Raw genomic sequence first — 24847 nt, forward strand, 5'->3', positions numbered from 1 at the left:
CGAAGCGGGGCTTTCAGTCACGCCGATCAATCAGCCCTTGGGCCGATTGTCATACACGTGGCAGGCCTTGCCTTCCGAACGCTTGAGGCTGTGGCTCGGCTGCACCAGCACGCGGGCGCTGACGCCGATGTGGGTCTTGATCTGCTTGCCCAGTTCGCTGCCGATGGCCTTCTGTTCGTCCGCCGACAGGTTCTGCTGGTCGTGGCGCAGTTCGACGTGGACGTCAATGCAGTCGAGGTTGCCATTGCGGTGAAGGTGGATCTCGTAGCACTCGGCGAGCTGCTTGATCTTCAACACCTGTTCCTCGACCTGGGTCGGGAAGACGTTGACGCCACGGATGATCAGCATGTCGTCGCTGCGCCCGGTGATCTTGTCGATGCGCCGCATCGGCCGCGCGGTGCCCGGCAGCAGGCGGGTCAGGTCGCGGGTGCGGTAGCGGATCATCGGCAGCGCTTCCTTCGACAGCGAGGTGAACACCAGCTCGCCGTACTGGCCGTCCGGCAACACGGCGCCGGTCGCCGGGTCGATGATCTCGGGGTAGAAGTGGTCTTCCCAGACGGTCGGGCCGTCCTTGGTCTCGGCACACTCCATGGCCACGCCCGGGCCCATGATTTCCGAGAGGCCGTAGATGTCCAGGGCGGTGATGCCCATGCGCTCTTCCACGGCGCGGCGCAGTTCGGCGGTCCACGGTTCGGCGCCGAAGATGCCCAGGCGCAGCTTGAGGCTGTGCGGGTCGACGCCCTGGCGCTCGATCTCATCGGCGATGTTGAGCATGTAGGACGGGGTGACCATGATGATGTCCGGCTGGAAATCGCGGATCAGCTGGACCTGCTTCTCGGTCTGGCCGCCGGACATCGGGATCACGGTGCAGCCCAGGCGCTCGGCGCCGTAGTGCGCACCCAGGCCGCCGGTGAACAGGCCGTAGCCGTAGGACACATGCACCTTGTCACCCTTGCGGCCGCCGGCGGCGCGGATGGAGCGCGCGACCACGTTGGCCCAGGTGTCGATGTCGTTCTGCGTGTAGCCGACCACGGTGGGTTTGCCGGTCGTGCCGCTGGAGGCGTGCAGGCGCACGATCTCGTTCTGCGGCACGGCGAACATGCCGTAGGGGTAGTTGTCGCGCAGGTCGTTCTTGCCGGTGAAGGGGAACTTGGCGAGATCGTCCAGGGAGGTCAGGTCGTCCGGGTGTACGCCAGCCTCGGCGAAGCGCTTCTGGTACAGCGGGACGTTGTCGTGGGCGTGCTTGAGGCTCCAGCGCAGGCGCTCCAGCTGGTGCTGGCGCAGCTCGTCGACACTGGCAGTCTCCATCGGGTCAAGCAGGGCACGTTCGGCATCATGGTACATGTTCATGGGTTCACTCGATTTGTTCTTGTACGCCAGCCCGTAAGCGGGCTGCGAGTGTCATGGGAGCAGCATAACGCCCCCGTTCGCGGAAGGATTCGAACCCCTGCCAGAGACGTTGCTCTGTCTGCCAGCCGGTGCACTTGGCGACTGGCGGTGCGGGGTCCGAAGCTCCCTTTGGATCAGATTCGTTCGATGATCAGGGCGATGCCCTGGCCGACGCCGATGCACATGGTGCACAGGGCGTAGCGGCCACCGCGTTCCTCCAGTTCATGCAGGGCGGTGGTGACCAGGCGCGCACCGCTCATGCCCAGTGGGTGGCCGAGGGCGATGGCGCCGCCGTTGGGGTTCACCCGTGCGTCGTCATCCTTCAGGCCCAGCTCGCGCAGCACGGCAAGGCCCTGGGCGGCGAAGGCTTCGTTGAGTTCGATCACGTCCATGTCGTTCAGCGACAGGCCGGCCAGTTCCAGCACCTTGCGGGTCGCCGGCACCGGGCCGATACCCATGATTCGCGGCTCGACGCCGGCGGTGGCCATGGCGACCACGCGGGCGCGGGCCTTCAGGCCGTGACGCGCGGCGGCGGCTGGGGAGGCCATCAGCAACGCACAGGCACCGTCGTTGACGCCCGAGGCGTTGCCGGCAGTGACGCTGCCGTCTTCGCGGAACGGCGTGCCGAGCTTGGCCAACTGTTCCAGGGTGGTATCGCCGCGCGGGTGTTCGTCCTGCTCGACCACCTTGGCCGGGCCTTTGCGCTGGGGAATCTCCACCGGGACGATTTCCTTCGCCAGACGGCCATTGGCCTGGGCGGCGGCGGCCTTGTGCTGGCTGCGCAGGGCGAAGGCATCCTGGTCTTCGCGGCTGATGTTGAACTGCTCGGCGACGTTCTCCGCCGTCTCGGGCATGGAGTCGATGCCGAACTGCTTTTTCATCAGTTTGTTGACGAAGCGCCAGCCGATGGTGGTGTCAAAGATTTCCGCAGTGCGGCCAAAGGCCTGCTCGGACTTGCCCATCACGAACGGCGCGCGGGACATGGATTCCACGCCGCCAGCCAGCATCAGTCCGGCTTCGCCGCAGCGCAGGGCGCGTGCGGCACTGCCCACGGCGTCAAGGCCGGAGCCGCACAGGCGGTTGAGCGTGGTGCCGGGCACGGTGACCGGCAGGCCGGCCAGCAGCGAGGCCATGTGCGCGACGTTGCGGTTGTCTTCGCCGGCCTGGTTGGCGCAGCCGAAGATCACGTCGTCGATGGTGCTCCAGTCCAGCTCCGGGTGGCGCTGCATCAGGGCCTTCATCGGGATCGCCGCGAGGTCGTCGGCGCGCACGCCGGACAGGGCGCCGGCGTAGCGGCCAATCGGCGTGCGCACCGCGTCGATGATCAGGGCGTCAGTGAGGTCTGTCATTCGGAGGTCTCCTGCGCCAGCACGGTGCCGCGCACTTTGTAGGATTTGCCGTGGAACAGGGCGATCAGTTGGCCCTGGGAATTCTCGATGCGCACGTCGTAGTTGCCGGTGCGGCCGCTGCGGCTCTGCTCGAAGGCGCTGGCGACCAGCTCGTCGCCTTCGCGGGCCGGTGCCACGTAATCGATGCTGCAGCCGATGGCGACGGTGGCGTCGTTGTAGCTGTTGCAGGCGAAGGCGAAGGCCGAGTCGGCCAGGGCGAACAGGTAGCCGCCATGGCAGGTGCCGTGGCCCTGGATCATGTCCTCGCGCACGCGCATCGACAGCTTGGCGTTGCCCGGGCCGGCATCCAGCAACTGGATGCCCATGCGGCGGGTGGCCTGGTCGCGCTCGTACATGGCCTCGGCGCAGGCGCGGGCGAGCTGGGTTGCGTCAGTCATGGAAGGTGCTCTCCTCGGCATGCGGGGCCTCGGCGTGCAGGCGGCGCAGCAGCAGGGACGGGCGATAGCGGTCCTCGCCGTAGGCGGTCTGCAGGTTGTCGAGTACTCGCAGCACGTTGCCGATGCCGATCTGCCCGGCCCAGGCCAGCGGGCCCTGCGGGTAGTTCACGCCGGCGCGCATGGCGAGGTCGATATCAGCGGCGCTGCCCACGCCTTGCAGCACGGCATCCGCGCCTTCGTTGGCGAGCATCGCCACGGTACGCAGCACGGCGAGGCCGGGTGTGTCGCTCAGGCGGCTGGTGGCGACGCCGGCCTTGGCCAGCAGGGCGACAGCCTGGTCCAGTGCTTCGGGTGTGGTGTCCGCCGAGCAGGCAATGCCCAGGCGCGAAGCCTTGGTGTAATCCAGCGCGAGGTCGATCAGCACGAGATTGCGCAGGCCGTCTTGCTTGGCGCGCTGGCTGGCGAGGCGACCATCGGACAGCGCGATCACTGCATCACCGACACGCAGCAGGCCATTGCCGGCGCGCTGGACGATCTCGATGCCAGCGTCCTTCAGGCGCTGCACCAGCGGCTGGGCGACGCCCAGGTCGCCCTCCAGCACGCAGGCGCTGACAGGCGAGGCACTGCTCAGACTGGCCGGCTGCGGGCGCTCGGCACCTTCGGCGTAGTCATAGAAGCCGCGACCGCTCTTGCGGCCGAGGCGGCCGGCGTCCACCAATTCCTTCTGGATCAGCGAGGGCTGGAAGCGGAAGTCGCCGTAGTAAGCGGCGAATACCGAGCAGGTGACGGCGTAGTTGACGTCGTGGCCGATCAGGTCGGTCAGCTCGAAGGCGCCCATGCGGAAACCGCCGGCATCGCGCATCAGCGCATCCAGCGTCGCGCAGTCGGCGGCGCCTTCCTGCAGCAGGCGCAGGCTTTCGGCGTAGAAGGGGCGCGCCACGCGGTTGACGATGAAGCCGGGCGTGGATTTGGTGTGAACCGGTTTCTTGCCCCAGGTCAGCGAGGTGGCATACAGGCTGTCGGCCAGTACCGGATCGGTGGCGAGGCCGGAGACGACTTCCACCAGCGCCATCAGCGGCGCCGGGTTGAAGAAGTGCATGCCGACCACCTGCTGCGGGCGTTTGAGGCTGGCGGCGAGGCTGGTGATGGATAGCGACGAGGTGTTGCTGGCGAGGATGCAGTCTTCTGCGCACAGGGCTTCCAACTGCTGGAACAGGCTCCGCTTGATCTCCAGGTTCTCGACGATGGCCTCGATCACCAGCTGCGAATCGGCCAGCGCGTCGATGGCTTCCACCGGTTGCAGGCGGGCGACGATGGCGTTGCGAGCTTCGGCGTCAAGCTTGCCTTTTTCCACCAGCCGGCCGAGCTGGCGGTCGATGCCGTCGATGGCCTGGGCGGCGGCGCCGGGGCGGTTGTCGTAGAGCTTCACCGGATGGCCGGCCTGGGCGGCGACCTGGGCGATACCTGCGCCCATGGCGCCGGCGCCAATGACTGCGACTTTCGCGTCTTGCTGAAGTGCGCTCATCGATCAGCGGCCCTTGAAGCTGGGAGTGCGTTTTTCCATGAAGGCGGACACGCCCTCGCGGTAGTCCTCGCTGCGGCCGGCCAGGCGCTGCAGGTCGCGCTCCAGCTCCAGCTGCTCGTCGAAGCTGTTGTTCAGGCTGGCGTTGAGGCTGCGCTTGATCAGCGCCAGGCCGTAGGTCGGCTGGGTGGCCAGATGGCGAGCGAGCTTGAGGGCTTCCTCGCGCAGGTTGGCGTCGTCCACCACCTGGTAGATCAGGCCCCATTGCTCGGCCTGTTCGGCAGTCAGGCGGTTGCCCAGCAGCGCGAGTGCCTTGGCGCGGGCCATGCCGACCAGGCGCGGCAGCGTCCAGGTACCGCCGGAATCGGGGATCAGGCCGATCTTGCAGAAGGCCTGGATGAAGCTGGCCGAGCGCGCCGCCAGCACCAGGTCGCAGGCCAGCGGGATGTTTGCGCCGGCGCCGGCGGCCACGCCGTTCACCGCGCAGATGACCGGCAGCGGCAAGTCGCGCAGGGTGCGGATCAGCGGGTTGTAGAACTGCTCGATGGACTGGCCGAGGTCAGGCGCTTCCGCGCCGGGTGCGACGTTGCGGTCGGACAGGTCCTGGCCTGCGCAGAAGCCGCGGCCTTCGCCGGTCAGCAGCAGGACGCGGGCTTCCGGGTTCTGCCGGACCTGCTTGAGCGCCTCGCGCACTTCGCCGTGCATGGCGGCGTTGAAGCTGTTCAGCTGCTCCGGGCGGTTCAGGCTGAGGAGGGCGACGCCGTCCTCGATGGAAAACAGGATGTGCTCGAAGTTCATGGGCGGGCTCGCTCCATCAATAGGCAGGCTTTTGCCAGAAAAAAGGGGGATTCGCTCAGCGGCCCTGGCTCTATTGGCCAAGGAAGGCTGGCTTGCGCTTTTCCTGGAAGGCGCGAATGCCTTCGTCGCGGTCGGCGGTGCCGGCCAGCAGGGTAAAGGCGTGGCGTTCGAAGCGCAGGCCGGTCGCAAGATCGGTGTCCTGCGCCTTGAGTAGCGCTTCCTTGGCCAGGCGCACGGCGAGCGGCGCCTTGGCAGCGATGAGCTTGGCGATCTGCAGGGCGCGTTCGACGGTGAATTCGGGTTGGGTGACTTCGCTGATCAGGCCGGCGCGCTGGGCGTGGCGCGCGTCGATGGCTTCACCGGTGAGCACCATCTGCATGGCCAGCGGTTTGCCCACGGCGCGCAGCAGGCGCTGGGTGCCGCCGGCGCCGGGCATGATGCCGAGGTTGATTTCTGGCTGGCCGAAGCGGGCGTCTTCCCCGGCGATCAGGATGTCGGCGTGCATGGCCAGCTCGCAGCCGCCGCCCAGGGCGAAGCCGTTGACGGCAGCGATCAGCGGTTTGGAGAAGGCGGCGATGCGCTGCCAGTAGCCGACGCGGGGGTCGTTGAGGATGCCGACCAGGTCGCGCTCGGCCATCTCCCTGATGTCGGCGCCGGCGGCAAAGGCCTTGCGGCTGCCGGTGAGCACCACGGCGCGGGTTTCGCTGTCCTGCTCGGCGGCGTCGAGTTCGGCGGCCAGTTCACCGAGCAGTTCGGTGTTCAGGGCATTCAGCGCTTCGGGGCGCTGCAGGGTGATCAGGCGAACGCCCGCTTCAGGCATCTGAACGGCAAGGGTGCGAGGCATGACATCGTCCTCAGGCTGCACGCACGGCTTCGTGGCCGGCTGGTATTGGAATTATGGGAGGCAGGCGTTGCCCGTCTCCGGCCTTTCCGCAGTATAGGCCTAAAGCGATACAGAAAAACAACTACGAAAGTTGTATCGCGTGTCTAAAATGTTTCTGCCGGTGCCAGAGAGAGCATGACGATACCGCTCTCCTGTAAGCGCTTTTATGGCGTATTTACTGGTTTTATAAGGGTTTTTGAGTGGTATCCGACCTTCCTAAAAAGCGATACGGCAGATTTAGATTGGTTGGTTTTGATTTGATGTGATACAAGATTTGCAAAAGAACAAATCGCTTTGCGCAGCGATGCCGTAAAGCTGGAGAACCCGATGCCTTGCTACAGCCTCGAGGGCGTGCGCCCCGTCGTACACCCGACCGCCTATGTCCATCCCACCGCCGTGCTGATCGGCGACGTTATCGTCGGCCCTGGCTGTTACGTCGGCCCTCTGGCGGCACTGCGCGGTGACTTCGGGCGGATCGTCCTCGAAGAGGGTGCGAACCTTCAGGACACCTGCGTCATGCACGGGTTCCCGGACAGCGACACCGTCGTCGAGCGCAACGGCCACATTGGCCATGGCGCCGTCCTGCACGGCTGCCGGATCGGCGAGGACGCCCTGGTGGGCATGAATGCCGTGGTGATGGATTACGCCCGGATCGGCGCTCGCTCCATCGTTTCAGCCGCCGCCTTCGTCAAGGCCAAGTTCGAGTGCGCCCCGCAAAGCCTGGTGATGGGCGCGCCGGCCAGCGTCAAGCGCAGCCTCAGCGACGAAGAGATCGCCTGGAAGCGTCGTGGTACCGAGGAATACCAGGCGCTGGCCAAGCGCTGCATCGGAAGCCTGGTGGAATGCCAGCCTCTGGCGGCAATAGAAGAAGAGCGCCCGCGCCTGGGTGATTCCGGTTTCCGGCCCAAGACAGGGAAGGGCGCATGAGTACTGGGGTTCGCTCCAATGGCCAGGCGGTGCGGCGGGCAGGTATAGTCGCCGCTCCTTCGCCTGCGCAACGTGCCATGACCGCTCTAGCACCGCTGAATCAGCTGATCAATCGCTTCCAGGAACAGACGCCGATCCGCGCCAGTTCGCTGATCATCACCCTTTACGGCGATGCCATCGAACCCCATGGCGGTACCGTCTGGCTGGGTAGCCTGATCAATCTGCTGGAACCGTTCGGCATCAACGAGCGGCTGATCCGCACCTCGATCTTCCGCCTGACCAAGGAAGACTGGCTGACCGCCGAGAAGGTCGGCCGGCGCAGTTACTACAGCCTGACCGGCACCGGCCGGCGGCGGTTCGAAAAGGCTTTCAAGCGTGTCTACAGCTCCAGCCTGCCGGCCTGGGACGGCTCCTGGACCCTGGTAATGCTCTCGCAGATCGCTGCCGACAAGCGCAAGCAGGTCCGCGAGGAGCTGGAATGGCAGGGCTTCGGCGCGATTTCGCCGACCGTCATGGCCTGCCCGCGCGCCGACCGCAGCGACGTCATGGCGACCCTGCAGGACCTCGAAGTCGCCGACGATTGCATCGTCTTCGAAACTCGCGCCCAGGACGTACTGGCCTCCCGTGCCATGCGCATGCAGGTGCGCGAGAGCTGGAAGATCGACGAACTCGGCGAGCACTACAGCGAATTCATCCAGCTGTTCCGCCCGCTCTGGCAGGCGCTGCGCGAGCAGGACCAGCTGCGCCCGGAAGACTGCTTCCTGGCGCGCACCCTTTTGATCCACGAATACCGCCGGCTGCTGCTGCGCGACCCACAACTGCCCGACGAACTGCTTCCGGGCGATTGGGAAGGTCGCGCCGCGCGACAGCTGTGCCGCAACATCTACCGACTGATCCACGCCAAGGCCGAGGACTGGCTGAACCGCAACCTGGAGACCGCCGACGGCCCGCTGCCGGACGTCGGGGAAAGCTTCTACAAGCGTTTCGGCGGATTGAACTGACAGGAGTTGGCGTGAAAAATGCCTCCCGCTCTGCAACGCTGCGGTTGCAGAACGGGGACACCGGCGCGAATCCTTCCTGAGAAGGTACGCGGCGGACGATGACGACAGGCCCATGAGGCCGTCGCTGAATAACAACAAACAATGCGTGTGAGGCTTTGCAGGTCATGAATTCTTCATCGACATTGAGGGATGACGCTTTCGAGGCGTGGCTGGGACAGGTCAACCGGGCGTGCGGTCGTTTCGATGCGCGTACCCTCGGCCCCCAGTTCCATGGACGGTTGCGTGAGTACCAGGGCGGTGCGATCAAGCTTTCCGTGGTCGACATGGCTCAGGTGCACCTGTACCGGACCAGCAAGGAGGTCGGCTCCAGCGCCGGCGGCCACTACTACGCGGTGTTCCAGCTCGAAGGGCGCTCGCGCCTGGAGCAGGGCGACAACCGTGTGGAGCTGTCGCGTGGTGACATCAGCCTGATCGATGCCAGCCGGCCCAGCGACATGACCTACCTGGAGGAATCCCGGCAGCTCTCGCTGATCCTGCCGCGCCAGGTGATCGAGCGCGGCCTGCGCATGTCGGAAGTGACCTGCGCCTCGAAGATCCCCGCCAGCTCGCCGATTGCCGTACTGGCCAATCGACTGATCGTCGAGACCAGCCAGCAGGAAAGCCTCGGCATGCTGGAAAGCGAAGCGACCCTGGACGCCCTGGTGACGCTGCTGCGCCCGGCGCTGGCCAGCCACGACGCCGAGCAGGACAACCACGAACGCATGTTCCGCAAGGCCACCGCCTTCATCGACCAGCACATCGGTGCCGAAGAGCTCTGCCCCGAGCTGATCGCCCGTGAAGTGGGCATTTCGGTGCGCGGCCTGTACCGCATGTTCGCCAAGAAGGGCCTGGTGGTGGCGCAGTACATCAAGAACCGCCGCCTGGACTTCTGCGCCGAAACCCTGCGCAACGCCCAGTTCGAGCAGAAGCTGTCGGCGCTCGGCTATGCCTGGGGCTTCTCCGATTCGAGCTACTTTTCCACGGCGTTCAAGGGCCGCTTTGGTGTGTCGCCGGGCGAGTATCGCAAGCGTTACGCGAACTGATTCAGGTGGTGCGAGCGGTATCCACGGGAATGATGGGTATCGCTGCCGGGTTGTACCTGTACCGTGTCATGCGGGTTCGCGAGCAAGGACTAGGCGTCACCCTCGGTCCTACGAAGAGCGCGCTGAGCCTGATCCTGTAGGAGCGAGCTTGCTCGCGAACGCTTTCGCACAATGACCCTCGTCACCTGAGCGCCATCCTGGCACTCCCGCCAACACGACTGGCACAGAGGAAAAGACCCTCCCGAGCGCCGCTGGCAACAATCACCTTCGATGACGCGCGCCATCCGGCCGCAAGCTGTACTCGAAGGTGATTTCCCGATGTCCCGCAACAAGCTCCGATTCGGCGCCCTCGGCCTGCTGCTGGCCGGCGCGCTGCTGCAACCGGTCCTGGCGTTCGCCGGGGACTGCCCGGCGAACGATGCGCAGAAAGGCGAGACCGTCTTCGCCCGCGACTGCTCGATCTGCCACACCGCCAAGGCCGACGGCCCCGGCATGATGGGCCCCAACCTGCATGGCGTGGTCGGCCGCATGGCCGGTTCGCTCGCCGGCTTCAGCTATTCCCAGGCGATGAAAGGCAAGGGCGCGGCATGGTCGCGCGACAACCTCGATGCCTTCGTCAGCCAGCCCCAGGCCGCCGTGCCCGGAACCTACATGCCCTTCGCAGGCCTGGCCGACGCGGCCGAGCGGCGGGCGCTCACCTGCTGGCTGAGCCAGCAGCACTGATATTCCAGGAGAGACCATGAACGTCACACAGACTCTGCCCAAGGTCACGGCCTTCCTGCAGCGCAAGCATGGCTGCTTCATCGACGGCGCCTGGGTGGTGCCCGAGGGCGCGCGTACCGACGTGCTCAACCCGGCCACCGGCGAGGCGATCTCCAGCGTCGCCGACATCGACACCGACCTGCTCGACCGCGCGGTGAAATCCGCCCAGGCTTCGTTCAAGTCCCGCGTCTGGGCGGACCTGCGCCCGGCCGACCGCGAACGCATCCTGCTGCGCTTCGCCGACCTGGTGGAAGCCAACGGCGAAGAGCTGGCCCAGCTGGAAACCCTCAGCCAGGGCAAGTCGATCAACATTGCGCGCATGCTGGACGTGGGCGCCACCGTCGAGTTCATGCGCTACATGGCCGGCTGGGCGACCAAGATCGAAGGCCAGTCGCTGAACGTTTCCATCCCGCTGCCGCCGGGCGCCAAGTTCACCGCCTACACCCGCCGCGAGCCGGTAGGCGTGGTCGCCGGCATCGTGCCGTGGAACTTCCCGCTGATGATCGCTGTGTGGAAGCTGATCCCGGCGCTCGCCACCGGCAACAGCGTGGTGATCAAGCCTGCCTCGGAAACTCCGCTGACCGCCCTGCGCCTGGCTGAACTGGCCTTCGAAGCCGGCGTGCCGGCCGGCGTGTTCAACCTGGTGACCGGCGATGGCCCGCGCATTGGCGGCGGGCTGGCCAGCCACAAGCTGGTGAACAAGGTCTCCTTCACCGGTTCCACCGCGGTGGGGCGCAGCGTCGGCCTGGCCGCCGTGCAGAACATGACCCGCTTCGCCCTGGAACTGGGCGGCAAGAACCCGATGATCGTCCTCGCCGACGCCAATATCGACAACGCCGTGCAGGGCGCGCTGCTGGGCGGTCTGCTGAACAACGGTCAGGTCTGCGCCGCGGCTTCGCGCTTCTATGTACATCGCTCGCGCTACGACGAGTTCGTCGAGAAGCTCGCTGCCGCCGTCGCCGGCATGAGTCTGGGCGAGGGCATGGACCCGTCCGCGCAGATCAACCCGCTGGTGTCTGCCAAGCAGCAGCGCAGCGTGCTGGAGCACATTGCCCGCGCCGGTGAGCAGGGCGCGCGCATCGTCTGTGGCGGTGAGCAGATTGCTGGCAATGGCTTCTATGTGCAGCCCACTGTGCTGGCCGACGTGACCATGCAGATGGCCGTGGCCCGTGACGAGGTCTTCGGCCCCGTGCTGGCAGTGCTGCCGTTCGACGATGAAGACCAGGCCATCGAAATGGCCAACGACAGCGAGTACGGCCTGGGCGCTAGCCTGTGGACCAACGACCTGTCCAAGGCAATGAACCTGGTGCCGCGCATCGAGTCCGGCACCGTTTGGGTGAATGCCCACGTGCTGCTCGACCCGAGCATGCCCTTCGGCGGCGTCAAGCAGTCGGGCATGGGCCGCGAGTTCGGCCGCGCCGTGGTCGAGGCCTATACCGAGATCAAGTCGGTGTGCATCGCGCACTGATTGATCGCTCGAGCAACACCCTCGTTTAGCAGCGGGCCTTCGGGCCCGTTTTTTTTGCGCGGGATTCAGAGGGGGAGAACCTGTAGGAGCGAGCTTGCTCGCGATCAGCCGGCGGCACTGCTGCAGGGCGGTTCGCGAGCAAGCTCGCTCCTACGAAGAGCCAGTTCACAGCGGAGATCGGGATGACGATTCGTAGGATGGGTGGAGCGCAGCGTTACCCATGCTGAGTGCGTACCAAATCGATGGGTATCGCTGCGCTCCACGCCATCCTACGCAGAGCGGTATGAGGCGTAGGGCGAATAACCTGGAACAGGTTATTCGCCGGCTACTCGGCGGATAACGCTGGCGCGTTATGCGCCCTACGGTCCGCGGTAATCGCCTTAGTGCGCTGGCAGAATCCGTCCGCGGCACTCGCCGAAGCCGATGGACGCATGTCCGTCTCGACGGCAGCGGGCACGCAGGATGATCTCGTCGCCATCTTCCAGGAAGCGGCGCTCCTCGCCATTGCCGAGCACCAGCGCCTGCTTGCCGCCGAAGGTCAGTTCCAGCAGGCTGCCGAAGCTGTCCGGGGTTTCCCCGGAGAGGGTGCCGGAGCCGAACAGGTCGCCCGGTTGCAGGCGGCAGCCGTTGACGCTGTGGTGCGCGACCATCTGTGCGACCGTCCAGTACATGTTCAGTGTGTTGCTCAGGGCGATGCGTTCCGCCGGCTGATGCTCGCGGCGCATGCGCGCGGTGTGCAGCAGCACTTCCAGTTCGATATCCAGTGCACCGTGCTGCTGGTCGCCTTCGTCGTACAGGTATGGCAGTGGCTGCGGGTCGCCTTCCGGGCGTGCCGGCTGGGCGACGCGGAAAGGCTCGAGCGCCTCGGCGGTGACCACCCAGGGCGACACGGTGGTGGCGAAGCTCTTCGACAGGAACGGCCCCAGCGGCTGGTATTCCCAGGCCTGCATGTCGCGCGCGGACCAGTCGTTGAGCAGGCAGAAACCGGCGATGTGGCCGGAGGCGGCATTGATCGGGATAGCTTTGCCCTGATCGTTGCCCTGGCCGATCCAGATACCCAGCTCCAGCTCCAGGTCCATCCGCGCGCAGGGACCGAACACCGGCACATCCACCCCGGCGGGCAGGGTCTGGCCGTTGGGGCGACGCACTTCGGTGCCGGAGGGCACGATGGTGGAGGCGCGGCCGTGGTAGCCGATGGGCACGTACTTGTAGTTGGGCAGCAGCGGGTTGTCCGGACGGAACAGCTTGCCGACGTTCATCGCGTGGTGGATGCCGACATAGAAGTCGGTGTAGTCGCCGACTTTTGCCGGCAGGTGCATGCGGCACGCGGCCTGTGGCTTGAGCAGCGCTGCACCCAGGTGCTCCATGCGCTTCTGTTCGCTGCTGCCTTCGCTGAGCAGGTGGATCAGTGCCTCGCGCAGGGTGCGGCGGGCGGTGCCGCCAAGGGCGAAGAAGGCATTCAGGTGATCGCCGCTGGCGACCAGCGCGGCCTGGTGCGCGGCGCCGTGGAAGAGGCCGGTTTCGCAGGCGGTCTTCAGGTCGAAGATGTAGTCGCCGATGGCCACGCCGCCACGGGGCGAGTCACCCGGCGGGCTGAACACGCCCAGCGGCAGGTTCTGCAGGGGGAAATCCGGGTGGCCGTTGGCCGATTCGATCCAGCTTTGCAGGCTAGTCCTGCTTTGCGTGGTGGAAAGTACGCTCATGTTACTGCTCCAAGGAAGGGTCGAAGGTCTTCTGCATGCCGCTCCAGCAGCTGTCGTAATCACGTTGCAGCTGTGGGCAGTCGAGGGCAAAGCGGCTGGGGCGCAGCACGCGGCCGGTCTCGAACATGAAGGCCATGGTCTGGTCGATCTTGTGGGGTTTGAGGTCGGCGGCGATGGCCTGCCGGGTGGTGGCGTTGTCCGGGCCGTGGGCGCTCATGCAGTTGTGCAGCGAGGCGCCGCCGGGGACGAAGCCGTCGGCCTTGGCGTCGTACACGCCCTGGATCAGGCCCATGAATTCGTTCATCAGGTTGCGATGGAACCATGGCGGGCGGAAGGTGCTCTCGGCGACCATCCAGCGCGGCGGGAAGATCACGAAGTCCATATTGGCCATGCCGTGCGTATCGCTGGGCGAGGTCAGTACGGTGAAGATGGATGGGTCCGGGTGGTCGTAGCTCACCGTGCCGAGGGTGTTGAAGCGGCGCAGGTCGTACTTGTAGGGCACGTTGTTGCCGTGCCAGGCGACTACATCCAGCGGCGAGTGGTCGAGTTGGGTCGCCCAGAGTTCGCCGAGGAACTTCTGCACCAGTTGCACCGGGCCTTCCACGTCTTCGTAATGCGCTACCGGGGCGAGGAAGTCGCGGGCATTGGCCAGGCCGTTGCTGCCGATGGGGCCGAGGTCAGGCAGGCGCAGGGCGGCGCCATGGTTCTCGGCGACATAGCCGGCGGCCTCGCTGTCGAGCAGTTCGACGCGCAAGCGCATGCCGCGCGGGATCACGGCGATTTCCAGCGGTTCGACCTCCAGCACGCCCAGCTCGGTGACCAGGCGCAGGCGGCCGGCCTGGGGCACGACCAGCAGTTCGCCATCGGCGTTGAAGAACACCCGGCGCATGGAAATGTTGGCGCGGTAGGCGTACAGGCTGACGCCACTGCAGGCTTCTGCCTCGGCGTTGGCGGCCATGCATAGCAGGCCGTCGACGAAGTCGGTAGGCTCCTGCGGGATTTCAAAACTGTTCCAGCGCAGGCGATTGGGCGTGACCGGGCCAAGCGCCGTGCCGGTGATCTGCCGCTCCAGGCGCTCGAAGCGCGGGTGCGCGGCGGACGGGCGGATGCGATACAGCCAGGTGCGCCGGGCTTCGCTGCGCGGGACGGTAAAGGCGGTGCCGGAGAACTGCTCGGCGTAGAGGCCGAACGGCACCTGCTGCGGCGAATTCCTGCCCACGGGCAGGGCGCCCGGCAGGGCCTCGCTGGCGAATTCGTTGCCGAATCCGGATTGGTAGGCAAGGGTGATTGTGTGCATCGCAATGGCCATTTGTTATTGTGATAACTTGATTACGATTAACGTAATTTTCTTGAAGGTCGTCGTCAAGCACCGAAGGTAGTCGACATGGCAGTGGAAAAAACCAGCAAGGCCATTACGCGGCCGTTGCAGGATGAAGAACAGGCTGCGCGAGGCAAGAAGGTCCAGTCCGCCGAATTGGGGACGGAGATACTCAAGGCTCTGGCCGATCTCTCGCCCAGCACTTCGTTGAAGCGCCTGAGCGAGCATCTGGGCATGCCGCCGGCGAAGGTGCACCGGTATCTGCAGGCGCTGCTCGCCAGCGGTTTCGCCGAACAGGACCCGCTCACCAACCACTATGGATTGGGAGCGGGCGCGCTGCATGTCGGGCTGGCAGCAATTCGTCGGCTGGATGTGGTGCGGATCGGCACGCCCTTGCTGGCGGCGCTGCGTGATGCGCTGGAACAGACCTGCTTCCTGGCTATCTGGGGCAATCACGGCCCGACCGTCGTGCATGTGGAGCCAGCGCAGGGCGTCGTGACACTGGTGACGCAGATGGGCTCGGTCCTGCCGTTGCAGAACTCGTCGACCGGGCGGGTGTTCTGCGCCTTTCATTCGGCTGCGCAGGCCACCGAAATTGAGCAGCGCGCTCTGGAGCGCATCCGCCAGGATGGCTTGTGCGCGGTGCACGGCACGCTGATGCCGGGGGTCAACGGGTTGTCCGCGCCGGTCTTCACCACCGGCCGGGCGCTGGCGGGAGTCATTACCGTGGTCGGCTCGACTGCCGGTTTCGATGCCGACCCCTTTGGCAGCGCGGCACGTGCGCTGCTGGATACGGCCCGAAAGATCAGCCTGCAGATGGGCAGCGAGCATTGACGTCTCCTCTGGGTTCGCCATGGCTGTCGGGCACTTCCTGCCTGTTCAGTGCAGGGCGCTGCAGGCCGGTTCCGCAGCGGGTCCGGGCGGGAGTTGAACCTCCAGCCTGGTGCCGCTCGGTTACCGATGAAGTGGTTCAGCCCTGCAGTGCGATGGCGCCGGGCTTCTCATGGGATGGCTCCTCCGGCGAGCGCACCGGCAGGATCAGTGCCGCGCTGAGCAGGGCGGGCAGCGCGGCGACCATGAAGATCTGGCTGACCGGCAGGTGCATGTCCAGCAGCGTGCTGCCGATCAGCGGGCCGAGGATCGAGCCGCAGCGGCCGACGCCCAGTGCCCAGCCGGCACCGGTGGCGCGAACCTGGGCGGGATAGAAGTTGCTGGCGAAAGCATTCAGGGTGAGTTGGCCACCGATGATGCAGAAGCCCGCAATGGCGACGAAGAACAGCAACCAGCCGGGATGGCCATTGCTCATCCCGAGTAACCAGGTGCAGACCGCGGCAGCACTGAGGATGCCGGCCAGCAGGCGGGCCTTGTGGCGAATCCGATCGGCGAAGTAGGCCAGGATGATCGCGCCGAACGTTCCGCTGAGCAGGAACATCGAGGTTGCGAGGTTTGCGGCGTTGCGGCTGAGTCCACCGTCCTGCAGTAGTGAAGGCAGCCAGCTGACCATGAGGTAGAGCAGGATCAGGCTGCAGAAGAAGGCTCCCCAAAGCAGCAGGGTGGGCCGCAGATAGCGACCGCGCAGCAGTTCCAGTACCGCCAGGCGTGCCGGGCGCTGTTCGCCTTCCTGAAGCTGTGCCGCCGGCGGTTGCCAGTCGGGCAGAAGCTGACGAGTGACTTTCAATAGCCGCGCGTAGGGCGCGGCATCGCGAAGCAGGCGGGGCAGGGATTCGGGTAGTAGCCAGTAAAGGAAGGGCAGCAACAGCAGGGGGGTGATACCACCGGCGAGGAACACCGCCTTCCAGCCATGGCTATCCATCAGCGCTGCAGCGACGAAACCGCCGGCGGCACCGCCGAAGGAGAAGCCACAGGCTGCCAGCGTCACCATCAGGGTGCGCAGGCGTGGCGGCGAGTAGTCCGACATCAGCGCCATAGCGCTGGGCATGGCGCCACCCATGCCGATGCCGCAGATAAAGCGGGCCAGCATCAGATCTTGCAGGGAGCTCACGGTGACCATCCACAGGGTCAGGCCGGCATAGATCAGCACGCAGCACAGCAGCACCCGGCGGATGCCGAAGCGATCGGCAATCGGCGTGACCAGCAGTGATCCCAGGGTCAGGCCCAGGAGGTTGGCGCTGAATACCGGGCCGAACGCGGGCCGGTCGAGCCCCCAGTCCTGGGCCAGCGACGGCACGACGTAGCCCAGGACTTGCGCGTCGTAACCATCGGTCACCAGCAGTAGGCAGAGTACCAACAGCAAACGCCACTGATAGCGTGAGACCGAGGCTCGGTCGAGGGCATTGCGAAAGCTCTCTATCTGGTTGTTCATATGGATAACCTATTGTTTTAATTGTTATTTAAAGGGCCTTATCAGCTCTTCGGGGTGTCGGGCTGGTGGTTCGGATGCGCTGCCAGGAATGCTCGGTCTTGCGCCGCCAGCGCGGCAACGCGCGCAATGCGCGGGAACTGATCCAGGGCGACGCCGAAGCGCTGCGCGGCGTAGAGCTGGGGAACGAGGAATACATCGGCCAGGCCGGGCCCATCGCCCAAGCACCAGCCGTGGTCGCCAATCAGTTGTTCCACCGCCTTCAACCCTTGGCTGATCCAGTGACCGATCCACTGTGCGATCACGTCTTCGTCATGCCCCAGCCGGCGCAAATGGCTGAGTACGCCAATGTTGTGCAAGGGCTGGATGTCGCAGGCGATCAGAGCCGCGATGCCCCGTTCACGGGCGCGCTGAATAGGCTCGGCGGCCAGCAGCGGCGGTTGTGGGTAGCGCTCTTCCAGATACTCGATGATCGCCGGCGACTGGATCAGGAGGTCGCCTTCGTCGAGACGAAGCGCCGGCACGCGGCCTTCCGGGTTGATTGCCAGAAAGGCCGGCTGTTGTTGCTCGGCGCAGTCGGGATGAAGGTTCACCGTGATTGCCTGGTAATCCACGCCCTTGAGTGCCAGGGCGATGCGCAGCCGGTAGGAAGAAGTGGAGCGGTAGTAGGTGTAAAGCTGCATTAACTGGCCCGTCCGGCATGCTGAATCACATTTATCGTAAAGCAATTACGGTAAGAGTAATTTTGAAGATTCGCCTGAGCAAGAGGTAATTGACGGGGCTAATTCGCAGGATGATGGCGGAATTTTCTGGATAGGCAGCACTACTGACGGAGCGCTATGCGGGCAGCCCATTTTGATGTTGACGCGCGGGCTTTTTTAAAATTACGTTAATCGTAAGTGAATTATGACTGATGAGCTGATTCGCCGACGCCTTTCCTGTATCTGCCCCGGAGAACTCCCATGGACCCGAGCATCAAGAAGATTCACCACGTGGCGTACCGTTGCCGTGACGCCCGCGAGACTGCCCTTTGGTACGAGAAGCACCTGGGGATGAAGCTGATGTTGTCGATTGCCGAAGACGCCGTGCCGTCCACCGGGGAAAGCGACCCCTATATGCACATCTTCCTCGACGCCGGGCAGGGCAACGTTCTGGCGTTCTTCGAACTGCCCGGCAGCCCGCCCCAGGACCGCGATCGCAATACGCCGGTCTGGACCCAGCACCTGGCGCTGGAAGTGGAGTCGCTGGAGGCGTTGCTGGCTGCCAGGCAAAGGCTGGAGAGCGCAGGTATCGAGGTAATTGGCCCGACCGATCACGCCATGTTCCAGTCGATCTACTTCTTCGACCCCAGCGGTCACCGTCTGGAGCTGGCCGCCAACACGGGCTCAGCGAAGATGCTTGCGGCGCTCGATGAGGTGAAATGGGCCATGCTCGATGAGTGGGCGCAGACCAAGCGGGCCCCGAAGCACGCGGCCTGGATGCACGATGGCAGTTACAAGGAGAAGTTCGCGTCCTGAGGTCGCCGTATCAGGCACCGCTCGACCTGACGCGAGCGGTGCTATTCCAAGTCCGCCCAATCCGTTCCTTTTACCAGCACATCGCTCAGCGCCTGCGCCGCGCTGGAGAGCTTGTGCTCCGCCAGGCAGAACAGCCCGACGCGGCGCTCGATGCAGGGTTCTTCGAGCGCCACGCAACGCGCTCCCAGCTCTTCCATCTGCTGCCGGCACAGGCGCGGCACCGCGCTGACGCCCAGCCCTTCGGCGACCATGCGGCCCACCGTCACCAACTGATGGCTTTCGAAGGCCACCGGCAGCCGCCCGTGCCGTGACGCCAACTGGTCCTCCAGCAGCAAACGCACGGCGGACGGGCGCTGCAGGGTGATGAAGTGGTCTTCCAGCAATTGCTCCCAGGTGATTTTCGATGCGCCCGCGAAGGGCGAATCGGCCGGCAGCACGGCGACGAAACGGTCGGTATAGAAGGGCGTGAAGGTCAGCCCGTCGAGACTGTCCGGTTCCAGCGCGATGCCCAGTTCGACACGGCGGTTGCGGACCATCTCCAGCACCTGCTCGTTGATCACGTCGTGCACCGCCACGTTCACCTTCGGGTGGTGATCGCGGAAGGTGCGCAGTACGGCGGGCAGCAGGTTGCCGGCGAAGGAGGGCATGGCAGCGATGGAGACCTTGCCCAGCTGCAGGGTGAAGTGCTGGTGCATCAGTTCTTCAGCATTGTCCCAGTCCGCCAGTAGGCGCCGGGCGACCGGCAGCAGCGTTTCGCCCTCCGGCGTCAGCGCCACATTGCGCGTGGTGCGCACCAGCAATTGCCCGCCAAGGGATTCCTCCAGGCTCTTGATCGCCAGGCTCAGCGCCGGTTGCGACAGGTGCAGGCGCTCGCAGGCCTGGGCGAAGCTCAGGCTCTGGGCGACGGCGAGGAAGGCGCGCAGTTGCTTTACGGTCATTGATAAAAATACCAAATCAATCGATTGGAAAAACAAACTTAACAAATCAGTCTGTGCCGGTGAAGCTGCATTCGCTCTCTGACCGATGGGTCGGACATTCCAAATAAGAAAGAGGCAGCAACATGGCAGGACTCGACAAGCGTGTAGGCAGTTATGAAGAGGCCCTCGCCGGGCTCACCGACGACATGACGGTTCTGGCAGGCGGTTTCGGCATCTGCGGCATCCCGGAAAACCTCATCGCGCAGATCCGCAAGCTGGGCGTGAAGGGCCTGACCGTGGTTTCCAACAACTGCGGCATCGACGGCTTCGGCCTGGGCGTGCTGCTGGAGGACCGGCAGATCCGCAAGATGATCGCGTCCTACGTTGGCGAGAACGCGCTATTCGAGCAGCAGCTGCTGTCGGGTGAACTGGAGGTCGAACTCACTCCGCAAGGCACCCTGGCGGAAAAACTCCGCGCTGGCGGCGCCGGCATCCCGGCCTTCTTCACCGCCACCGGCTACGGCACCCCAGTCGCCGAAGGCAAGGAAGTGCGCGAGTTCGACGGCCGCCACTATGTGATGGAGCGCGCCATCACCGGCGACTTCGCCATCGTCAAGGGCTGGAAGGCCGACCACTACGGCAACGTCATCTATCGCCACACCGCGCAGAACTTCAATCCCATCGTCGCCACCGCGGGCCGCATCACCGTCGTCGAAGTGGAAGAGATCGTCGAACCGGGCGAGCTGGACCCCACCCAGATCCACACCCCCGGCATCTACGTCGACCGCATCATTCAGGGCTCCTTCGAGAAGCGCATCGAAAAACGCACCGTGCGTTCCTGAGACCACCGGACAAGAGAGACAAGAAGATGGCACTTACCCGCGAACAAATGGCCCAGCGCGTGGCGCGCGAGCTGCAGGACGGTTTCTACGTGAACCTGGGCATCGGCATTCCGACCCTGGTCGCCAACTACGTGCCCGAGGGCATGGAAGTGATGCTGCAATCGGAGAACGGCCTGCTCGGCATGGGCGCGTTTCCCACGGAAGACAGCGTCGACGCCGACATGATCAACGCCGGCAAGCAGACCGTGACCGCCGTGAAGGGCGCGTCGATCTTCGACTCCGCGCAATCCTTCGCGATGATCCGTGGCGGCCACGTCGACCTCACCGTGCTGGGTGCCTTCGAGGTAGACGTACAGGGCAACATCGCCTCCTGGATGATTCCCGGCAAGCTGGTGAAAGGCATGGGCGGTGCCATGGACCTGGTGGCCGGCGCGGACAACATCATCGTCACCATGACCCACGCTTCGAAGGACGGTGAATCCAAGCTGCTGGATCAGTGCTCGCTGCCGCTGACCGGCGCCGGCTGCATCCGCAAGGTACTCACCGACCTGGCCTACCTGGAGATCGAGGACGGCGCCTTCATCCTGCGCGAGACGGCGCCGGGTGTGAGCGTTGCCGAGATCGCCGAGAAGACCGCCGGCCGCCTGATCGTGCCGGACGATGTGAAGGAAATGACCTTCTGATCCCCTGCCCCCTGTAGGAGCGAGCAAGCTCGCTCCTACAGGGGGCAAAGCCAGCTTCGGAGTACCTCAGATGCAAGACGTAGTGATAGTTGCCGCCACCCGCACCGCCATCGGCGCCTTCCAGGGCAGCCTGGCGAATATTCCCGCCCATGAACTGGGCAGCCTGGTCATCCGCTCGCTGCTCGAACGCAGCGGCGTAAAGCCGGACCAGATCGACGAAGTCATCCTCGGCCAGGTACTCACTGCCGGCGCCGGGCAGAACCCTGCGCGCCAGGCGTCCATCGGCGCGGGTCTGCCGGTTGAAGTACCCGCGATGACCATCAACAAGCTCTGCGGCTCGGGCCTGAAATCGCTGTTCCTCGGCGTCCAGGCGATCCGCTGCGGCGACGCCGACGTGGTGATCGCCGGCGGCCAGGAAAGCATGAGCCTCGCGCCCTATGTGCTGCCCAAGGCTCGTACCGGCCTGCGCATGGGCCACGCCGAGCTGCAGGACACCCTGCTGCGCGACGGCCTGATCGATGCCTTCAACGACTACCACATGGGCATCACCGCCGAGAACCTGGCGGAGAAGTTCGGCATCAGCCGTGAAGCCCAGGATGCCTTTGCCGCGCAGTCCCAGCTCAAGGCCGCCTCGGCCATCGAGGCCGGGCGCTTCAAGGACGAGATCACCCCGGTGCTGATTCCCCAGCGCAAGGGCGACCCGCTGTCCTTCGCCACCGACGAGCAGCCCCGCGCGGGCACCACTGCCGAGTCCCTGGCCAAGCTCAAGCCGGCTTTCAAGAAGGACGGCACCGTCACCGCCGGCAACGCTTCCACCCTTAACGATGGCGCCGCCGCCGTGCTGCTGATGAGCGCCGAGCGCGCACGCAGTCTGAACCTGCCGGTTCTGGCGCGCATCCAAGCCTATGCCAGCAGCGGCGTCGACCCGTCGATCATGGGTATCGCCCCGGTGACTGCTACCCGTCGCTGCCTGGAGAAGGCCGGCTGGAGCCTGGACGAGGTCGAGCTGATCGAGGCCAACGAGGCCTTTGCGGCGCAAGCGCTGTCGGTCGGCAAGGAACTGGGCTGGAACGCGGAGAAGGTCAACGTCAACGGTGGCGCCGTCGCCCTTGGCCACCCGATCGGCGCTTCGGGCGCCCGCGTGCTGGTGACGCTGCTCCACGAAATGCTCCGCCGCGATGCGAAGAAGGGTCTGGCCACTCTGTGCATCGGTGGCGGCCAGGGTGTCGCCATGGCTCTTGTCAGAGACTGAGGACCACGCGACCAACGACCAATTGGCGAGCGCCGGCCGGCATGTAGCAATGCCGGACCGGCTGGCGGATGGGCGGTGGGCACACCGACAGACGACATCCGCCGCGGTTTTCGACGTCCCCCGGCGTCGACAAACCTTGCGTCACCGTCCGGCCCCACGCAGGCCGGGCGGTTTTTCTGTTTTGTCGATACAGACGAGCTCATCACAAATGAGCCATTACAAGAATAATGAGGTAGACCATTATGACTTCCCACGTGCACACCCCCGGCACCGCCTTGCAGGACAGCCGCTCCGCGCGCTTCGCCATGGCCTGTTCCAACTGGGCCGAACGCTGGTTCCCCGACTCCTGGGTCTTCGCCGCGCTCGCGGTGCTGATCGTCACTGTCGCCGCCCTGGCCATCGGCGCGCCGGCCACTGAAACCGCCAAGGCCTTCGGTGACGGTTTCTGGAGCCTGATTCCCTTCACCATGCAGATGGCCTTCGTGGTCATCGGCGGTTACGTCGTCGCCAGTTCCGGCCCGGCTTCCAGGCTCATCGACCTGTTCGCCCGCGTACCGAAGAACGGCCGCTCGGCGGTGGCCTGGGTCGCGCTGATCTCCATGGTCGCTTCGCTGCTCAACTGGGGCCTGTCCCTGGTGTTCGGCGGCCTTCTGGTGCGCGCACTGGCTCGCCGCGAAGACCTGAAGATGGATTACCGCGCCGCTGGCGCAGCCGCCTACCTGGGCCTGGGCGCCGTGTGGGCGCTGGGCCTGTCGTCGTCCGCCGCGCAGTTGCAGGCCAACCCGGCCAGCCTGCCGCCGTCGATCCTGGCGATCACGGGCGTCATCCCGTTCACCGAGACCATCTTCCTCTGGCAATCCGGCGTGATGCTGCTGGCCCTGGTGCTGGTGTCGCTGGTGATCGCCTACATGACCGCACCCGGCGCCGGCAGCGCTCGCGATGCCAAGGCCTGCGGCGTGGACGTCAGCTTCACCCCACCCAGCGCGCCGAAGGCGACCCGCCCGGGCGAGTGGCTGGAGCACAGCCCGCTGCTGATCCTGATGCTGGTGGCCCTTGCCGGTGGCTGGCTGGTCCACGAGTTCAGCACCAAGCCGGCGATCACCGCGATCTCCGGGCTGAATACCTACAACCTGCTGTTCATCATGGCCGGCGCGCTGCTGCACTGGCGCCCGCGCAACTTCCTTGATGCTGTCGCCCGCGCCGTGCCGACCACCACCGGTGTGCTGATCCAGTTCCCGTTGTATGGCTCCATCGCCGCGATCCTGACCACGGTGAAGGGCGGCGACGGCTCGACCATCGCCCACCATATCTCCACCTTCTTCGTGCAGATCGCCTCCCACGACACCTATGCGCTGCTCATGGGCGTGTACTCGGCGGTGCTGGGCTTCTTCATCCCGTCCGGCGGCGGCAAGTGGATCATCGAGGCACCCTACGTGATGCAGGTGGCCAATGAGCTGCAATACCACCTGGGCTGGGCGGTGCAGATCTACAACGCCGCCGAGGCGCTGCCGAACCTGATCAACCCGTTCTACATGCTGCCGCTGCTGGGTGTGCTGGGCCTGAAGGCCCGCGACCTGATCGGCTTCAGCTTCGTCCAGTTGCTGGTGCACATCCCGCTGGTGCTGTTCCTGCTCTGGGCGCTGGGCACCACTCTGCAGTACCTGCCGCCGGTCCAGCCGTAACCACGCATTCGGTCCCGGCAGCAGCAAGCCCGGATGTCGCAAGACATCCGGGCTTTTTCATGGTCAGCCGCGGCTGATTTCCACCGGGCCCAGCACGCGGGCGTCCAGGTGCTCGCCGCTGAGTTGCGCGGCATCCTGGTCGAACACTTCGCGCAGCCAGTCGCTGATCGCCTGGAAGCGGCCGATACGGCCGGCGTCGCGGTGGCTGAGCAGCCAGATTTCCCGCACGACCACCGGCCCGGACAGCCGCACCAATCCCTCCCGATCACCGAGGATGCACGGCAGCAGGGCCATGCCCAGGCCGCTCTGGCAGGCATGGATCAGCGTAGTCACGCTGCTGGCGCGCAGGGCGAAGCCGGCGCCGGGGGCGAAGCGCCGCACCCAGGCCATCTCCGGCGTATCGTCGAGTTCCTCGCCGTAGCCCAGCCAGGCCTGCTGTGGCCACAGCTCCACCGGCACGCGGGAAAAGGACGTGGCCGCGTACACGGCAAAACCGATGTCGGCGACCTTGCGCATCACCAGTGCGGCGTCTTCCGCCGGGCGTGCCAGGCGTAGTGCGAAGTCGGCCTCGCGACGGGTGAAGGACAACGAACGGTTCGCCGGGATCAGCTGCAACTGCAGGCTTGGGTAGGTGCGCGCCAGGTGGGGCATGTGCTGCACCAGCCAGTGGCTGAAGAGGAAGTCCACCGCCGTGATGCGCACGCTGCCGCTGATGGCGCTGGCTTCGTCGCGGGTCTCCAGCAGCATGCTCTGCACATCGCCGAGGATGCGTTCGGCATGGCTGAGGAAGGCCTCGCCGGCGTCGGTGGCCTTGTAGCCGGAGTTGTCGCGAATGAACAGCCGCGTCTGCAGTGCGGCTTCCGCCGCCACCAGGCGCCGGCTCATGGTCGAGGGATCGACGCCCAGCGCGCGGCCGGCGGCGCTCATGCTGCCGTGGCGGGCGAGGGCGAGGAGGATCGGGATGTCGTTCCAGTCGAAGTTCATGGCGATCTCCT

The 24847-nt window shown here is 65.5% G+C and carries 23 protein-coding genes; 11 read left to right on the top strand and 12 right to left on the bottom strand.

All coding sequences use genetic code 11. From position 1 onward, the window contains the following. Positions 1-30 precede the first annotated feature (30 nt). From paaK to paaF, 6 genes are all read right to left on the bottom strand, one after another. Positions 31-1350: a phenylacetate--CoA ligase PaaK gene (gene paaK / locus A6723_RS17510; protein ID WP_054907019.1), complete on the bottom strand. Its 1320-nt coding sequence runs from the start codon at positions 1348-1350 to the stop codon at positions 31-33. 173 nt (positions 1351-1523) lie between these two features. Then, the gene (gene pcaF / locus A6723_RS17515; RefSeq protein ID WP_054907018.1) at positions 1524-2738 is read right to left on the bottom strand and encodes a 3-oxoadipyl-CoA thiolase; all 1215 of its coding nucleotides are present in this window, start codon (positions 2736-2738) and stop codon (positions 1524-1526) included. Continuing rightward, entirely contained in the window at positions 2735-3175 is a 441-nt protein-coding gene (gene paaI / locus A6723_RS17520; protein WP_054907017.1) for a hydroxyphenylacetyl-CoA thioesterase PaaI, read from the bottom strand. Before paaI ends, pcaF begins: the two co-directional genes overlap by 4 nt. Next, on the bottom strand, positions 3168-4700 hold the full coding sequence (paaH, locus tag A6723_RS17525) for a 3-hydroxyacyl-CoA dehydrogenase PaaH (protein ID WP_054907016.1): 1533 nt from the start codon (positions 4698-4700) through the stop codon (positions 3168-3170). The genes paaI and paaH overlap by 8 nt, the downstream gene beginning before the upstream one ends. A gap of 3 nt (positions 4701-4703) precedes the next feature. After that, positions 4704-5495: a 2-(1,2-epoxy-1,2-dihydrophenyl)acetyl-CoA isomerase PaaG gene (gene paaG, locus A6723_RS17530; protein WP_054907015.1), complete on the bottom strand. Its 792-nt coding sequence runs from the start codon at positions 5493-5495 to the stop codon at positions 4704-4706. A 70-nt stretch (positions 5496-5565) separates the two neighbouring features. Continuing rightward, positions 5566-6339 (bottom strand): 2,3-dehydroadipyl-CoA hydratase PaaF, encoded by a 774-nt coding sequence (gene paaF, locus A6723_RS17535; RefSeq protein WP_054907014.1) that lies wholly within the window; start codon positions 6337-6339, stop codon positions 5566-5568. Positions 6340-6705: 366 nt separating this feature from the next. On the opposite strand from paaF, the gene paaY reads away from it, so the two are divergent. From paaY to A6723_RS17560, 5 genes are all read left to right on the top strand, one after another. Then, positions 6706-7305: a phenylacetic acid degradation protein PaaY gene (gene paaY, locus A6723_RS17540; protein WP_054907031.1), complete on the top strand. Its 600-nt coding sequence runs from the start codon at positions 6706-6708 to the stop codon at positions 7303-7305. Positions 7306-7382: 77 nt separating this feature from the next. Further along, positions 7383-8306: a phenylacetic acid degradation operon negative regulatory protein PaaX gene (gene paaX, locus A6723_RS17545; RefSeq protein WP_054907013.1), complete on the top strand. Its 924-nt coding sequence runs from the start codon at positions 7383-7385 to the stop codon at positions 8304-8306. Positions 8307-8470: 164 nt separating this feature from the next. Next, a complete protein-coding gene (gene feaR, locus A6723_RS17550) occupies positions 8471-9388 on the top strand; it encodes a transcriptional regulator FeaR (protein ID WP_054907012.1) in 918 nt (305 codons plus the stop codon). Positions 9389-9706: 318 nt separating this feature from the next. Then, positions 9707-10111: a cytochrome c family protein gene (locus tag A6723_RS17555; protein WP_054907030.1), complete on the top strand. Its 405-nt coding sequence runs from the start codon at positions 9707-9709 to the stop codon at positions 10109-10111. Between the two features lie 16 nt (positions 10112-10127). Continuing rightward, on the top strand, positions 10128-11618 hold the full coding sequence (locus A6723_RS17560) for an aldehyde dehydrogenase family protein (RefSeq protein ID WP_054907011.1): 1491 nt from the start codon (positions 10128-10130) through the stop codon (positions 11616-11618). 380 nt (positions 11619-11998) lie between these two features. On the opposite strand, the gene fahA is transcribed toward A6723_RS17560, so the two are convergent. Further along, the gene (fahA, locus tag A6723_RS17565) at positions 11999-13321 is read right to left on the bottom strand and encodes a fumarylacetoacetase (protein ID WP_054907010.1); all 1323 of its coding nucleotides are present in this window, start codon (positions 13319-13321) and stop codon (positions 11999-12001) included. Between the two features lies 1 nt (position 13322). Beyond that, positions 13323-14618 (bottom strand): homogentisate 1,2-dioxygenase, encoded by a 1296-nt coding sequence (gene hmgA, locus A6723_RS17570; protein ID WP_082450488.1) that lies wholly within the window; start codon positions 14616-14618, stop codon positions 13323-13325. 87 nt (positions 14619-14705) lie between these two features. Here hmgA and A6723_RS17575 point away from each other — a divergent pair, with 87 nt between their 5' ends. Continuing rightward, positions 14706-15473, top strand: a complete 768-nt coding sequence (locus A6723_RS17575) for an IclR family transcriptional regulator (RefSeq protein ID WP_082450485.1) — start codon at positions 14706-14708, stop codon at positions 15471-15473. Positions 15474-15609: 136 nt separating this feature from the next. Here the strand turns inward: A6723_RS17575 and A6723_RS17580 are convergent, their stop codons facing one another. Together A6723_RS17580 and maiA are read right to left on the bottom strand one after the other, a co-directional pair. Then, complete coding sequence (locus tag A6723_RS17580) at positions 15610-16962, bottom strand: aromatic acid/H+ symport family MFS transporter (protein WP_054907008.1); 1353 nt, start codon at positions 16960-16962, stop codon at positions 15610-15612. Between the two features lie 41 nt (positions 16963-17003). After that, entirely contained in the window at positions 17004-17642 is a 639-nt protein-coding gene (maiA, locus tag A6723_RS17585; protein ID WP_054907007.1) for a maleylacetoacetate isomerase, read from the bottom strand. Between the two features lie 279 nt (positions 17643-17921). On the opposite strand from maiA, the gene A6723_RS17590 reads away from it, so the two are divergent. Beyond that, positions 17922-18476, top strand: coding sequence for a VOC family protein (locus A6723_RS17590; RefSeq protein ID WP_054907006.1), 555 nt, complete (start codon positions 17922-17924; stop codon positions 18474-18476). 41 nt (positions 18477-18517) lie between these two features. On the opposite strand, the gene A6723_RS17595 is transcribed toward A6723_RS17590, so the two are convergent. Next, complete coding sequence (locus tag A6723_RS17595; RefSeq protein WP_054907005.1) at positions 18518-19414, bottom strand: LysR family transcriptional regulator; 897 nt, start codon at positions 19412-19414, stop codon at positions 18518-18520. 122 nt (positions 19415-19536) lie between these two features. Between A6723_RS17595 and A6723_RS17600 the strand changes: the two genes are divergently transcribed. The 4 genes from A6723_RS17600 to A6723_RS17615 all read left to right on the top strand — a co-directional run bounded on the left by A6723_RS17600 (position 19537) and on the right by A6723_RS17615 (position 23852). Next, on the top strand, positions 19537-20235 hold the full coding sequence (locus A6723_RS17600; protein WP_054907004.1) for a CoA transferase subunit A: 699 nt from the start codon (positions 19537-19539) through the stop codon (positions 20233-20235). A 26-nt stretch (positions 20236-20261) separates the two neighbouring features. Beyond that, on the top strand, positions 20262-20918 hold the full coding sequence (locus A6723_RS17605) for a CoA transferase subunit B (RefSeq protein ID WP_054907003.1): 657 nt from the start codon (positions 20262-20264) through the stop codon (positions 20916-20918). Positions 20919-20988: 70 nt separating this feature from the next. Next, a complete protein-coding gene (locus A6723_RS17610; RefSeq protein WP_054907002.1) occupies positions 20989-22170 on the top strand; it encodes an acetyl-CoA C-acetyltransferase in 1182 nt (393 codons plus the stop codon). 242 nt (positions 22171-22412) lie between these two features. Next, positions 22413-23852: a short-chain fatty acid transporter gene (locus A6723_RS17615; RefSeq protein WP_054907001.1), complete on the top strand. Its 1440-nt coding sequence runs from the start codon at positions 22413-22415 to the stop codon at positions 23850-23852. Between the two features lie 63 nt (positions 23853-23915). On the opposite strand, the gene A6723_RS17620 is transcribed toward A6723_RS17615, so the two are convergent. Further along, the gene (locus tag A6723_RS17620; protein ID WP_054907000.1) at positions 23916-24836 is read right to left on the bottom strand and encodes a LysR family transcriptional regulator; all 921 of its coding nucleotides are present in this window, start codon (positions 24834-24836) and stop codon (positions 23916-23918) included. Positions 24837-24847 lie beyond the last annotated feature (11 nt).

The organism is Pseudomonas sp. AU11447, from assembly GCF_001672555.2.
Lineage (GTDB): Bacteria > Pseudomonadota > Gammaproteobacteria > Pseudomonadales > Pseudomonadaceae > Pseudomonas > Pseudomonas nitroreducens.

What these genes read in the sequence shown, in the direction of transcription:
- paaK (WP_054907019.1), bottom strand. Translation starts at nt 1,350, where the DNA reads ATGAACATGTACCATGATGCCGAACGTGCCCTGCTTGACCCGATGGAG.
- pcaF (WP_054907018.1), bottom strand. Translation starts at nt 2,738, where the DNA reads ATGACAGACCTCACTGACGCCCTGATCATCGACGCGGTGCGCACGCCG.
- paaI (WP_054907017.1), bottom strand. Translation starts at nt 3,175, where the DNA reads ATGACTGACGCAACCCAGCTCGCCCGCGCCTGCGCCGAGGCCATGTAC.
- paaH (WP_054907016.1), bottom strand. Translation starts at nt 4,700, where the DNA reads ATGAGCGCACTTCAGCAAGACGCGAAAGTCGCAGTCATTGGCGCCGGC.
- paaG (WP_054907015.1), bottom strand. Translation starts at nt 5,495, where the DNA reads ATGAACTTCGAGCACATCCTGTTTTCCATCGAGGACGGCGTCGCCCTC.
- paaF (WP_054907014.1), bottom strand. Translation starts at nt 6,339, where the DNA reads ATGCCTCGCACCCTTGCCGTTCAGATGCCTGAAGCGGGCGTTCGCCTG.
- paaY (WP_054907031.1), top strand. Translation starts at nt 6,706, where the DNA reads ATGCCTTGCTACAGCCTCGAGGGCGTGCGCCCCGTCGTACACCCGACC.
- paaX (WP_054907013.1), top strand. Translation starts at nt 7,383, where the DNA reads ATGACCGCTCTAGCACCGCTGAATCAGCTGATCAATCGCTTCCAGGAA.
- feaR (WP_054907012.1), top strand. Translation starts at nt 8,471, where the DNA reads ATGAATTCTTCATCGACATTGAGGGATGACGCTTTCGAGGCGTGGCTG.
- A6723_RS17555 (WP_054907030.1), top strand. Translation starts at nt 9,707, where the DNA reads ATGTCCCGCAACAAGCTCCGATTCGGCGCCCTCGGCCTGCTGCTGGCC.
- A6723_RS17560 (WP_054907011.1), top strand. Translation starts at nt 10,128, where the DNA reads ATGAACGTCACACAGACTCTGCCCAAGGTCACGGCCTTCCTGCAGCGC.
- fahA (WP_054907010.1), bottom strand. Translation starts at nt 13,321, where the DNA reads ATGAGCGTACTTTCCACCACGCAAAGCAGGACTAGCCTGCAAAGCTGG.
- hmgA (WP_082450488.1), bottom strand. Translation starts at nt 14,618, where the DNA reads ATGCACACAATCACCCTTGCCTACCAATCCGGATTCGGCAACGAATTC.
- A6723_RS17575 (WP_082450485.1), top strand. Translation starts at nt 14,706, where the DNA reads ATGGCAGTGGAAAAAACCAGCAAGGCCATTACGCGGCCGTTGCAGGAT.
- A6723_RS17580 (WP_054907008.1), bottom strand. Translation starts at nt 16,962, where the DNA reads ATGAACAACCAGATAGAGAGCTTTCGCAATGCCCTCGACCGAGCCTCG.
- maiA (WP_054907007.1), bottom strand. Translation starts at nt 17,642, where the DNA reads ATGCAGCTTTACACCTACTACCGCTCCACTTCTTCCTACCGGCTGCGC.
- A6723_RS17590 (WP_054907006.1), top strand. Translation starts at nt 17,922, where the DNA reads ATGGACCCGAGCATCAAGAAGATTCACCACGTGGCGTACCGTTGCCGT.
- A6723_RS17595 (WP_054907005.1), bottom strand. Translation starts at nt 19,414, where the DNA reads ATGACCGTAAAGCAACTGCGCGCCTTCCTCGCCGTCGCCCAGAGCCTG.
- A6723_RS17600 (WP_054907004.1), top strand. Translation starts at nt 19,537, where the DNA reads ATGGCAGGACTCGACAAGCGTGTAGGCAGTTATGAAGAGGCCCTCGCC.
- A6723_RS17605 (WP_054907003.1), top strand. Translation starts at nt 20,262, where the DNA reads ATGGCACTTACCCGCGAACAAATGGCCCAGCGCGTGGCGCGCGAGCTG.
- A6723_RS17610 (WP_054907002.1), top strand. Translation starts at nt 20,989, where the DNA reads ATGCAAGACGTAGTGATAGTTGCCGCCACCCGCACCGCCATCGGCGCC.
- A6723_RS17615 (WP_054907001.1), top strand. Translation starts at nt 22,413, where the DNA reads ATGACTTCCCACGTGCACACCCCCGGCACCGCCTTGCAGGACAGCCGC.
- A6723_RS17620 (WP_054907000.1), bottom strand. Translation starts at nt 24,836, where the DNA reads ATGAACTTCGACTGGAACGACATCCCGATCCTCCTCGCCCTCGCCCGC.